The sequence below is a fragment of the Okeania sp. SIO1H4 genome (genome assembly GCF_010672695.1).
GTDB classification, from domain to species: Bacteria; Cyanobacteriota; Cyanobacteriia; order Cyanobacteriales; family Microcoleaceae; genus Okeania; species Okeania hirsuta.
In genome coordinates this window covers 1-12,148 of sequence record NZ_JAAHGB010000117.1, presented here as the reverse complement: position 1 = coordinate 12,148, position 12,148 = coordinate 1, and the positions used below count along the sequence as shown (strand labels likewise).

Sequence of the window (12,148 nt, the reverse complement as noted above, 5' to 3'; positions counted from 1 at the left end):
CGGAGCTGGGAACAGAGAAAGAAAAACATAAATATTAAAGAGGAAAAAAGGTGGAAATTTGAGAATTTATGGAATTTATAATTTTTTCTTTTAGGAATAAATCACAAATTAAGATGTAACTGCCTTTTTTGAATTTGGTATTAGGCAGATGAATACAATATGTCAAAAACTAAAAAAAGCCAAATTAAATTAGTTTTGCTAAACCCACCTAATATTCTTTTTAGGTGGGTAGTATACTCAACATTTTTTAAATTAACCTTGCATTCTTAACTGATTTTTTCTATTAAGTGCTTCTTGGTAATTAGGCTTAATTTCCAAAGCTATATTGTAAGAAATAACTGCTTTTTGAATATATGCTAATTTTTCCAAAATTAATCCTCTTTTAAACCATATTTGATGATTACCTGGTCTTAAAGAAACTATTTGGTCGTAGGCAGCGATCGCTTCTTCATACTGCTCTAACTTTTCCATAATTGTAGCTAGTTCTGACCAAGCTTGATAATTATTAGGCCAAATTTTAATAGCTCGATTATAACTCATAGCAGCCTCTCGATCATTTCCCATTTTTGCTAAACATAATCCTCGTTGCAACCAAGCATCAAAATTATCAGACTGTTTAGCTATGACCAAATCATAAGCTGCTATTGCTTGAGAGTATTTTTGTAACTTTTCTAAAGCAGCTCCTCTTTGTAAACCAACTTTAGCAACAGAAACTCCTTGTTTTACACTCATTTCTATGACTTTATCATAAGCGGCTAATGCTGCTTCGTACTGCTGGAGTTTTTCTAATGCTTCTCCTCGAAAATTCCAAGCTTCTAAAAAATCTGGTTGGGTAGCAATAGCATTCCCATAGGCAATAAGAGCTTCATTGTACTTACTAAGTGCCATGAATGCTTTGCCTCGACCTAACCAAGATTCTGGATAATTAGAATTAATTGTAATTGCCTGATTAAAAGATTCTAATGCCTCATCATATTTAAATAAATCTAATAAAGTATGACCACGACTAATCCAAGCTTCCGGTAAATTAGGATTAATATTAATTGCTTTATCAAAACAAGCAATTCCTCCTTCTTTCCAATGATTTTTTAAAGCTAATCCTTTATAAAACCAAGCTTCATAATCATCTGGATTTAATTTAATTACTTTATTAAAAGAAGAGACTGAATCGTGATATTTGTGTAGTTTACTTTGAGCAATTCCTCGGTTAAACCAAGCCAAATAATTATCAGGTTGTAATTCTATTGCATGGTCGTAACTAGCTACTGCTTCAGCATAACGGTAAGTTTCAACTAAAGCTAACCCTCTATTTAACCAAATATGATAATTATCAGGTTGCAATTTTACAGCACAATCATAAGCAGCTAATGCTTCAGCATATTTTTTTACACTTAATAAAGCTTGCCCTTGAGCATACCAAATTTCTCCCATCATCGGTTGTATTTTTAGTGCTTTTTTATAACAGTGGATGGCAGCTTGATACTGTTTAAATTCAGCTAAAATAATACCTTTGTTGTACCAGAGTTCATAATTATTTTGGTTGACTTTTATTCCTTTGTCAAAGCAAGCGATCGCTTCTTCATACTGTTTTAAATTAGATAATACAACACCGTAACAATTCCAAGCTTCATCATCATTTGACTTGATAGATAGCGATCGCTTATAAGCTTCTATTGCTTGTTCATATTTTTGTAGTTTATAGAAACAATGACCTAGTTTTAACCAACCTATAGCCCAGTCTGGCTTGATTTTAACGGCATTTTCGTAGTAGGATATGGCTGACTCGTATCTGCCCATATTATACATTCTGTTGCCACGGTCATATTCTGGAAATGCAGAAAATATACTAAAAATTCCGTTAGACCCGGAGATGTTTTGGCTATTAGTATTGTCTAATGTTGTTAAAAGTGTCAATTTTTGGGATGATTTAAAATCAGTTTTGGTCATAATTTTTTTTCCTTAAGCTTGATAGAGTCTATCTCAAAATAGTATTATATCTTGTACATTTATTTAAAATCTACCTAGATGGTCTAAGTTTCACTAATCTATATATTTATATATCTTCAGAACAAAATGTAAACCATAGGTTTAGAAAAGCGATAGTCAATAAGTCAGGAGTTTAGAATAGCAACAGCAAAAGTGCTTCGCCCTCGCTGCTATATTAAAAAGTCTGTGTGAAGTGAAGTAATATCATGTCCGTTTAATTAGTTATAATAAAATTCTTAGGTCATAGGTCTGAGGTCGTAAGTTCTAGGTGTAAATTCAAGTGAAAACACTGGAAACGGAGCACAAATTTGGGATATTACTTCAATATCGCTAATATCGCTTCAATAGAACATTTTTAACTTAATCATTCAGACATAGTATAATTCTGAAAGCAAACTATTTTTGAGTAATATCAAATCTGTTTAATTGCATATATTAGGAGAAGGAAGAAGGAAAAAAGAAAAATCTTGTATTGTCTGAGTTTTAAGCTTTTGATAGTCAAATACAGTAATGGTGACTACTATAGATCCAATGTGAGACCGATATGGAATAGTAAAATTTCTAGCAATACTGAACGTTTAAGGGTTTAGTATCCTCTACTGAGTTTGATATAACATCAAGACTGCAAACAAAAGAGGATTTGAGCAAAGTTTCACTACAAAAGAAAAAAACAAGGTTAGGTATGGCATTTGCTCGCGCACAACTACATTAACGCGGAGCGTTGCGTCAGCAGTATTGCCCATCAAATTGTCACAGAAGAACATGGCGATGAGATTACCTGCGATTCTACACTTGGGTAAGGGACAACATTTACAATTTTTTTTAACTATATTTATTACCATATATGTTATTTTTTTTCAACATCTTTAATATAATAAAAACTAATTAAATTTATATAAAATATTTATACTTGTGAATAATTAAGACGCGACAATTAGGTCGATTGGTGTAACAATCAAATAGGTGACAAAAACAGGTTAGCTATTATCCACTTTTAAATAAAGAGCTTAAAAGCATAACTAACCTATTTTTAGGCAAATTTATTTGCCTGAGCAATCTTAGATGTTTCTTTATGTTGTTCTGAAAATTGGAACTAGAGACTTTAAGTAGTAGGTCTCTCAAATATATTACTGCGGATCATTTTAATACAGGGGGGGACATAACCTCTGTCAAAATTGCGGTCAGGGTTTCCCGGGCTGAAAAGTCTTGCGTGGTCGCGTAAGCACAACGTCGGGAGTATATCAAATTTGTTGATGCCATGGAAAATAATTTAGTCTGAATACTTCTGCTGTTGAGGACAGTAAAAATTACTTACCAGATAATTGGGTTTAAAGCCTCGCCCATAAGCGGGCGACTTCTCATGTTATTATAAGATTGGTTTCAACACCCGTCTTGTCTCATAAATACTGTCGAAAAAAAGATTAGGTTGAAACTCCTTCAGTTGAGAGCTGAACTTGGGAAGCTTTCAGCTCAATGAGCAGTTTGCGCCTTGAAGGCACAAATAAACCCACAAGAATTTTTGATAAGTCGCGGGAGGGCATTCCGAGACTCTAAACGGACGTGGAGGCAAGCATAAGACTACTGTCAAATTAGCAGCCTAAGAAGCGTCAACCCACCGAAGAGCTACGGCTCAGTAGGAATCTCCGTGCCTTTAGGCCGCAGAGGATGTCAAAGCATCCTCAGACTATTTGCAATCAACCCCTCTGGTCACTTAGACCTCTTCACATTAGTGTGTGAGGAAAAATTCTACTGGAAAATCAAAAGTCAATATCTTGAAGAAGTAGTCAGGAGTCAGGTAGAGAAGCCATCAGAAGAATGCGACCTATGGAATTCTCACCCTACCAAGCGCATTTACAGCGTGTAGATGGTGAAGTCTTAAACCCATAAGGGAAAAGATAATTAACTTTTGATTTTTGCCAATTAAATTAATCGATCATAACTATTGACATATTACTTTTCCGGTAAAGTAAAAAAATTCACTGTAGAACTCTTATAGAGACCTAAACGCAAGTATTAATTTGAGAAAGCGAGTGTGTAATTCTGAGGTCTTCTCATAATGTAAGACACACTCAAGATATGCGGTCGGATTTACTGTGAATGCCTGTGGACGGAGTGCTGCCGACAGTTCCGCAAGAAGCAGGAAGTAAACATCATAGCTGTCAATCGATGTGACGCTTTGTATCAGTTTTATAAAGCAGTCTTGAGACGCTATGCAAAATCTAGTAAAAACAGGGGTATAGATGAAGCCCCAAAACATTAACATTCTAAATACTATGACTGCTCGTATGTATACTACAGTACCTAAATTTCAGCCATTAAAACCCTTGCGACAATGGCTAGATCATATAGAAATTAACAATCCCAAATTAGCAAGATTTCTGTGCCAGTTAATTCCCAGTCAGTGCCCTTTTGAGCGCGATATCACTTTTTTTGGTCATATCTTGTTTCATATTCCTCCCATGTGCAAACTTAACCCTCTTTATGATGAATTAATTGGTTTGAGGTTTAGAGCTTTGTGTTATTTAGCGGATATTTGTGGAGAAGATGTTACCTCATACTGCTAGTCTTGGAAGCAATAATCAAACCCATTTTCACCAATAAATTAAGTCCAAAGCCTCCCCTTGAAAGGGGATAAAAAAGGAAATTTCGGATTTTCTTACCTCCCTATTGCAGGAGGTACTGTTAACTGATAACTGATAGTGTAGCTCCTCTGTAAAGAGGCTAACTGATAACTGAAATGACCGCTTTTTATGTTGGCGAAAACCGAAAAGGCAAAGCTTTCCCAGTTAAAAATTAATCAATTGAAATCAACTTTTATTCTATGGGAAAGCTATGAGATACTTGACTGTAGCTAAATTCAAACCACAGCCATTAATAATCCCTTAAATAATTTGATGCCATCTGTATCACCTAACATTGGGTCTGATGCTCTCTCTGGATGAGGCATCATTCCCAACACATTGCCTTGACGGTTGCAGATCCCAGCAATATTATTAAGAGATCCATTGGGATTAGCTACTTGACTAATTTCACCATTTTCCGTACAGTAACGAAATAAAATTTGACGATTATTCTCTAATTCTTTCAACGTTTCTGTATCAGCATAATAACGACCTTCACCATGAGCTATTGGTAAACGAATCACTTCTCCTTTTGTATAAGTAGATGTCCAAGCAGTATCAGAGTTTTCTACTTTGACCGGAACTCGATCGCAAATAAAATTTAATTGCTGATTTCTGACTAATGCTCCTGGCAACAGTCCTATTTCTGTCAATATCTGGAAACCATTACAGATACCTAATACTAACTTACCTTTTTGGGCATGAGCAACAGTTGCTGCCATGACTGGAGAAAAACGAGCGATCGCTCCGCATCTGAGATAGTCGCCATAGCTGAAACCTCCAGGAATAACTATTACATCTAGACCGGAAATATTTTCTTCTTGATGCCAAACCATGCGAGTTGGTTGACCTAATAAACTTTGAGTTACCCAAGCTACATCCCGATCGCAGTTGGAACCGGGAAACACAATAATACCAAACTTCATATTAATTTCAATGATAGTTGCTATACTCTGAAAGTGTGAGACTTCAGGTGTTATTGCAGATTTTTCAAGAGTACTATGCACTAGCAACTAGGTCTAAAACTCCACTTTCACAACTGATGTCCACAGTTTCACCTAAAATCTACCACCTAAAACCTAGCACCTTCTTTGACAGTTTCCATTAAACATCTCCAAAAATCAAAAATAAAATCAATTCTGATCCATAAATTATCAATTATTTCTCCATGTTGCCTGTTGCCTGTTGCCTGTTGCCTGTTGCCTCTTTTCTGGAGATGTCTATTAAATCAAAACGATAATTTTCAATGACAGGATTAGCTAATAGTCGATCGCAGATTAATTCTAGTTGTTCCTTAGCAGTTGCTTCATCGGTTGCCTGAAGCATCAACTCAATATATTTACCAATTCTAATTTGTTCTACATTGTCATATCCCATCTGTGCCAACCCAGATTTAACTGCAGTACCAGCAGGATCTAAAACAGATGGTCTTAGGGTAACATATATATGTGCCTGATATTGTTTTGTCACGAGATTAAAAAATATTAGATTTCAACTGACCACGTTAGATATTATCAGTTAAGTTCTATTCATAGTTAACCACATTAGCCATGAAATCCAACCGTACCCGGTCTCAAGAGCGTATTTTAAAGCTATTAAAAATCCAGAAGCGATCGCTATCTGCTCAGGATATTTATTCAGCACTGCGCGAATGTGACCAACCTCTGGGATTAGCAACAGTCTATCGTTCTTTAGATGCCCTCAAACAAGAAGGGGTAGTAATTGTCCGGACTTTGGCCAATGGCGAATCTGTATATAGTTGCTTACAGCAAAACCAACATCATCTGACCTGTGTAAAATGTGGGACTTCTATTCCTATTTATGAATGTCCTGTGCATAATTTAGAAAATAAATTACAGAAGTCCCACAAATTTAAGATTTTTTATCACACTTTAGAGTTTTTTGGACTTTGTGACCGTTGTACTTTAACTTGAAGAAGGAGTCAGGAGACAGAAGACAGGAGACAGAATAAATTGCATGGGGATAGTCAACGACCGGCCACTTCATGTCTTAATAACCCCAAATAATTGTAGACACCGGGGGTGATGATGGGAATTTATACCCCATAAAGCTTCCTTCCAGGAGACAGTTCCGATGAGCAAAGCCAAAAAATTCTACTGACTTTGAACTGAATTTTTGCCATCTGCCACAATGGAACGCATACCTTCCAAAGTTGCTGGAATATTTCGGGGGTCCATGAACATAACTTTACTACTGTCACTACTACCAATTTTCTGACCCATATCCAAATAGTTTTGAGCCAATAAAAATTGGAGTGCTTCTTTAGCATTGGGGTCTTTATGGAGGGTTTTAGTAATAATTTCTAGCGCTTCTGAAGTTGCAGAAGCTCTTAATACTTGAGATTGACGTTCAGCTTGAGCTTTAAGAATAATTGCTTTTTGTTGTGCTTCTGCTTCTAAAATAGTTGCTTTTTGACGAGCTTCAGCATCAAGAACTTGTGATTCTGCTTTACCTCTAGCAGAGTTAATTGCAGAATCTCTTTCCCCTTCTGAAGTTAAAATTGCTGCCCGTTTTTGTCGCTCCGCAGTCATCTGTAATTCCATAGAATCTTGTACTGCTTTTGAAGGGCTAATATCTCGTAATTCTACCCTAGTTACTTTCACTCCCCAAGGGTCAGTAGCTATGTCTAATTCTCTGAGTAATACCTCATTAATTTCTGTGCGTGCTGTAAAGGTTTGGTCTAATTCTAATTTACCCATTTCTGCCCGAATTTGAGTTAGAACTAGATTAACCATTGCAGATTTAAGGTCTTCGACTTTGTAGTAGGCTTTTTCCAAATCCATAATCCGCCAATAAACCACAGCATCTACACTAATTGCTACGTTATCTCTAGTAATACATGGTTGAGGTGGAATATCTAATACTTTTTCCCGAATTGTTTCTTGATAAGAAATTCTATCTAAAAATGGGATAATAAATTTCAAACCAGCATCTAATTTTCTGCCATTATATTTACCTAAAGTTTCTACTAAAGCTTCGTTTCCTTGATTAATAACTTTGACACTTCCGGCTAAACTTGAACCACCTAAAGCTAAAAAGACTAACAAAAAAAACTGTTCCATTTTTAATCTCCTAATTATCTAATTAGTTGTTATCTCAATTGACTTTGGTGAGGGAGATAAACTGAAGAATTTAATAAATTTTCTGGCAGTACAAATAAAGTATTACCTTCACGTCTAACGACAATAACTTTTTCATGAGCAGCGATCGTGCTACTTTCATCGTCACATTTTGCCCGCCAAGAATTACCTTCATAAATTACTCGACCAGGCTGGCCTGGTAATATTTCTGTTAAAGTTTCTGCTTCCTGAGCATCTGCAATAGTCGCCACTGTATGATTGGGCAACAGGCGACGGAAGGCAAGAATAGAAGCTACAGAAAAAATCATCCACAAGGCCACTTGTACGCTAATACTAGGAATTAAGAGGGACACTCCTGCCACAACAAAGGCACTTAGTCCCATCATAAATTCAACAAAGGCTGTGGGTACGAGGAGTTCTAAAAAACAAAGAATTGACCCAGCCAGTAACCAAAATATCGTTGGATTTAATAGCATGGATAAATGGGAGTGGTGAGGTTAAATTTATGAGTGATTTTTCAGTAAAATTACTGTAGTTTGCTTTCATCACTAGCTAAAATTATTTCTTGACAAATAGTCAAGTATATAATTTATTTTATTCTGAAATTTATGAAGATAACTTCTATCTCAACATATCTTTGCGTCTTGACACAAAGAAATTCAGTTTGGAACCCTCCTAAATTATTTATCAACACCGAAAAAAACAATTCCTTATATAAGTTCTCAAATTAATATTTCTAGTATAATTTTTAATTTTTAATTTTTAAATATTGAGTTAATAAAATGTCTTCTACCCCACTAATTCATTGCCCAAATATTAACTGTCCTCATCCGGCCAATTCCTGGGGTCGCCAAGAGTGCGAAGCTTGCCAAACTCAATTAATCTATCGCTATTTATGGGCTGTTGATGCCGGAGTTGAGATTCCTGTTGGGGAGTTTCTGGGCGATCGCTACTATGTTGTAGCTCCACAAGTTTGGCTGGATACTAAACCTGCTCAACCTCCTTTTATGTATGAGGAGTTACCAGATAATATAACGCCATATTTACATTTATATCCCTATAAACTCCATACACCAGGGTTATATGGTTTTTATCAATATGGAGAAGAAGCTTATCCTAGAGACATTCTGTTGTTAGACAATGTTCCTCTAGACTCTCAAGGTCAGTTGTATCCTGCTTTTGTAGAGGCTTGGCCTACAGCAACTCCTGTACGTCAAGTTTACTGGTTATGGCAAATAATGCAGTTATGGAAACCTTTATCAAAAGAGCGCATGGCTTTCAGTCTTTTGACAAATAGTTTAAGGGTCGAAGGTTGGCGGTTACGACTATTAGAGTTGGACTTACAAAACCGTAACACTAAACATAGAGATTTAAGGATTTTTTGGTCTAATTTGATTCCTACTGCTCATACTCATATCCAACAGCCATTACAAGAGATTTGTCAGATGATTGGAGATATTGGGGAATCTCTGGAGGCGATCGCCCCTAAATTGAACCAACTCCTATTGGAACAGGCGGCCAAATTACCATTAAGTGCAGAAATAGTAGGAGCTACGGATACTGGGCCTGTGCGTCTCCATAATGAAGATTGTTGTTATCCAACGGAACAAGATTTAGCTAGCAAGCAATTGGTGCCCCATTTAGCAATGATTTGTGATGGGGTAGGTGGCCATGATGGCGGAGAGGTAGCTAGTCAACTAGCAGTACAGTCCATTAAAAGATTAGTACAAAATCTATTGACAGAAGTAGCCCAACAACAGGATTTAACTTCACCAGATTTGGTAATGAAACAACTTGAGGAAATTATTCGGGTAGTCAATAACATGATTGCCACTGAGAATAATGAACAAGGAAGAGAGTCCCGACAACGTATGGGCACAACATTAGTTATGGCGCTACAGTTGCCCCAACAGGTAAAACCTTCTCTAGAATCAAATCCGAATAATGCCCATGAATTGTACATAGCTAATTTGGGAGATAGTCGTGCCTATTGGCTAACTAAAAATGCTTGTCAATTGTTGACTGTGGATGATGATGTGGCTTCTAGGGAGGTGTGTCTCGGTCATTGTCTGTATTGGCAGGCATTACAACGTCGTGATGCGGGTGCCCTGACTCAGGCTCTTGGTACGAGGGATGGGGAGTTTATTTGTCCCACTATTCAAAGATTTTTGATTGAAGAAGAGGGTTTATTGTTATTATGCTCGGATGGTCTGAGTGATAATGATTGGGTTGAGAAGTCTTGGACTGAGTATACTCCTGGGATTTTTCGAGGTGAATTTTCTCTCAAGCAGGCAGTTGAGTATTTGATTGAGTTGGCGAATGATAAAAATGGTCACGATAATACTTCGGTGGTGCTTGCCCACTATCGTATTTCTCCAGAACAGTTGATTTTATTGAATAATCCTACAGCAAGACCTCTGGAAAAGGAGGTAATGCCAGAATTATCTGAAGCTTCTAAAGCACTTCTTTATAGTGATGATGATGAAGTTTCGGAGCTTAAACCTGAAGCTGATCTTAACTCTGGCCCTGATTCTGAGGTGGAGGCTATGCCAAAATCTCCAAGGTTAAAACCGTGGATGTTTATGGTTGGTTTATTGTTGATATTATCTGTAGGGGCATTTGTAGCGGTGTGGCGCAATTGGGAAAATTTTCGCTCAAATCCTAATGATGCTCCTGCATCTTCGGAAAGTCCAATGATACCTGAGCCTTCGGAAGCTCCTATTTCTCCTGATTCTTAATGTTTAATTTTGGACTTATAGCTGAGATACTAATTTTTGTCGCTCTTTTTACCTCTTTTCAATGTTCTCTGTCCCCTAGCTCCAAGATATTTTCTGCACAAGTCAAACAGGACTGCTATATAGATTAATTGATAGTAATTTGAAGTTTAATATTATGTTTATAGTTGATTAAAAAATTGTTCAACGTGAAATTGATGTAGATTTAGGGTTGGTTTTATGAAAGAATAGGAAGATTCTTAAAGCTAGTGTAATTTATTCTTGGAGTTACATTAGTTAAAAAGCGTTTCCTGACGGAATGCTTCCCTACGGGATGCTACGCAAACGCAAACAGCAATTGGTGTATTCAGCTTAGATTTTACTAAAACTGAGAGAAATACAATTTAAAAAGGGATTTAAACCCCTCTTAAATTATTCGGCTTCTACAAGTCGGGGATTTCAATCCCAGCTGATAGCTGAAAGCTTTTAGCCCAGAGCTAGTTAAATTTCTAGGAGATGATAGTATAAGGTTTTAATATATGAAAGTAGGCGATCGTGTTCGCGTTAATCAATCTGTTGTTGTTTATATTCATCCTGAAAATAGAGGACAACCATTCGATCTTAAAGATGAGGAGGGAGAAGTTATTGGTATTGTCAATGAATGGAAGGGCAGACCAGTTAGCGCTAATCTACCAATTCTTGTCAAATTTACAGAAAAATTTAAAGTTCATCTGAAGGAAGAGGAATTAGAACTTATATAGCAGAAGGACGAAGGCTTTAGTTATCTAGGAGAGAAGGAATCAGAAAAAATATGGCGTTATCTGAGTTTTAAGCTTTTGATATGTCCGCGCCCTTTCCTTGGACTACTATAGAATAACTTAAGGTTAATACTAATAGGATTTATGGGGCATTGTCCCCATTTATTTTCCTATTTTTTGACTTTAGGGTGAATTAATTGCAAGAAAAAACCTAAAATATTAATATCACTCCGCATTTTTTGTAGTTCTTTTTGGTGTTGTTCAGCTATCTCATAATACCACTGACAATAATTTTGAAAATTTTCTCTATATTTTACCTCCTGATAAAATTCCTGAGTAGTTTGAGAAATTTGAAAAATTTCTGTAGCAGGTGAATTTGTTTCTGGAAAGATGCTTCTTAATTCTGGAGGCATTGATTTCATTCCTAAATAGTAAAGATAAGTAAGAAAAAATAGGGAAGGGGTAAATTGTATATTTTATCCCTTAATTCAAATACATAAGTTGATATAAAAATTAAACCTTTTGTTTATTCTAAAAATTGTTAAAAGCATCTTGTATAACTTAGCAAATTTTTTCTCTGTTGACAAAAAATAAGGTCTCAAGCCTCTCCTTTTAAGGGGATAAAAAGCGGTCGATCTTCGGAGCTTCCCAAAGAGTGGGATGGCGATCTTCGGAGCGGGTCTGCAAGAACGGGTCTCCCCGCCATATCCAATCGACCAAGGGAAAGAAAATTCTGAATTTCAAGCCTCCTGCTTAAGCCGGAGGTACTGATAGCCTAGTGGGACCTAAACATTTTATGGTCGAAAAATGGCGCTCGTGTCATATCATGTCCGGTAGCATCGGTCTTGTATAGCAAAGGTAAGGAAGAAGGAAGAAGGAAGAAGGAAGAAGAAAGAGGGAAGAGGAAAGAAGGCTACCCTCGCAAGAAAAAACCATCATTTCCTGTAGATATTCACCCTTGGGTTTAC

At 36.5% G+C, this 12,148-nt stretch carries 11 protein-coding genes; 5 read left to right on the top strand and 6 right to left on the bottom strand.

The window, feature by feature from the left end:
- Positions 1-252: 252 nt before the first annotated feature.
- On the bottom strand, positions 253-1,947 hold the full coding sequence (locus F6K06_RS32085; RefSeq protein ID WP_124147352.1) for a tetratricopeptide repeat protein: 1,695 nt from the start codon (positions 1,945-1,947) through the stop codon (positions 253-255).
- Positions 1,948-3,631: 1,684 nt separating this feature from the next.
- On the opposite strand from F6K06_RS32085, the gene F6K06_RS32080 reads away from it, so the two are divergent.
- The gene (locus F6K06_RS32080) at positions 3,632-3,850 is read left to right on the top strand and encodes a hypothetical protein (RefSeq protein WP_124147353.1); all 219 of its coding nucleotides are present in this window, start codon (positions 3,632-3,634) and stop codon (positions 3,848-3,850) included.
- A gap of 409 nt (positions 3,851-4,259) precedes the next feature.
- Positions 4,260-4,550, top strand: coding sequence for a Mo-dependent nitrogenase C-terminal domain-containing protein (locus tag F6K06_RS32075; protein ID WP_240039180.1), 291 nt, complete (start codon positions 4,260-4,262; stop codon positions 4,548-4,550).
- Positions 4,551-4,843: 293 nt separating this feature from the next.
- Here F6K06_RS32075 and purQ read toward each other — a convergent pair whose 3' ends face one another.
- Both purQ and purS read right to left on the bottom strand, forming a co-directional pair.
- Positions 4,844-5,533 carry a phosphoribosylformylglycinamidine synthase subunit PurQ gene (gene purQ / locus F6K06_RS32070; RefSeq protein ID WP_124147355.1) on the bottom strand — a complete coding sequence of 230 codons (690 nt, stop codon included), beginning with the start codon at positions 5,531-5,533 and terminating at the stop codon, positions 4,844-4,846.
- A gap of 232 nt (positions 5,534-5,765) precedes the next feature.
- Entirely contained in the window at positions 5,766-6,077 is a 312-nt protein-coding gene (gene purS, locus F6K06_RS32065; protein WP_124147356.1) for a phosphoribosylformylglycinamidine synthase subunit PurS, read from the bottom strand.
- Between the two features lie 80 nt (positions 6,078-6,157).
- Between purS and F6K06_RS32060 the strand changes: the two genes are divergently transcribed.
- On the top strand, positions 6,158-6,541 hold the full coding sequence (locus F6K06_RS32060; RefSeq protein ID WP_287239012.1) for a Fur family transcriptional regulator: 384 nt from the start codon (positions 6,158-6,160) through the stop codon (positions 6,539-6,541).
- Between the two features lie 180 nt (positions 6,542-6,721).
- Here F6K06_RS32060 and F6K06_RS32055 read toward each other — a convergent pair whose 3' ends face one another.
- Both F6K06_RS32055 and F6K06_RS32050 read right to left on the bottom strand, forming a co-directional pair.
- Positions 6,722-7,690 carry an SPFH domain-containing protein gene (locus F6K06_RS32055; RefSeq protein WP_124147358.1) on the bottom strand — a complete coding sequence of 323 codons (969 nt, stop codon included), beginning with the start codon at positions 7,688-7,690 and terminating at the stop codon, positions 6,722-6,724.
- A 29-nt stretch (positions 7,691-7,719) separates the two neighbouring features.
- The gene (locus tag F6K06_RS32050; RefSeq protein ID WP_124147359.1) at positions 7,720-8,184 is read right to left on the bottom strand and encodes an NfeD family protein; all 465 of its coding nucleotides are present in this window, start codon (positions 8,182-8,184) and stop codon (positions 7,720-7,722) included.
- Between the two features lie 306 nt (positions 8,185-8,490).
- On the opposite strand from F6K06_RS32050, the gene F6K06_RS32045 reads away from it, so the two are divergent.
- Positions 8,491-10,446, top strand: a complete 1,956-nt coding sequence (locus F6K06_RS32045) for a PP2C family serine/threonine-protein phosphatase (RefSeq protein WP_124147360.1) — start codon at positions 8,491-8,493, stop codon at positions 10,444-10,446.
- A gap of 515 nt (positions 10,447-10,961) precedes the next feature.
- Entirely contained in the window at positions 10,962-11,183 is a 222-nt protein-coding gene (locus F6K06_RS32040) for a ferredoxin-thioredoxin reductase variable chain (RefSeq protein ID WP_124147361.1), read from the top strand.
- A gap of 167 nt (positions 11,184-11,350) precedes the next feature.
- Here the strand turns inward: F6K06_RS32040 and F6K06_RS32035 are convergent, their stop codons facing one another.
- Positions 11,351-11,593, bottom strand: a complete 243-nt coding sequence (locus F6K06_RS32035) for a hypothetical protein (RefSeq protein WP_124147362.1) — start codon at positions 11,591-11,593, stop codon at positions 11,351-11,353.
- Between the last annotated feature and the right edge of the window lie 555 nt (positions 11,594-12,148).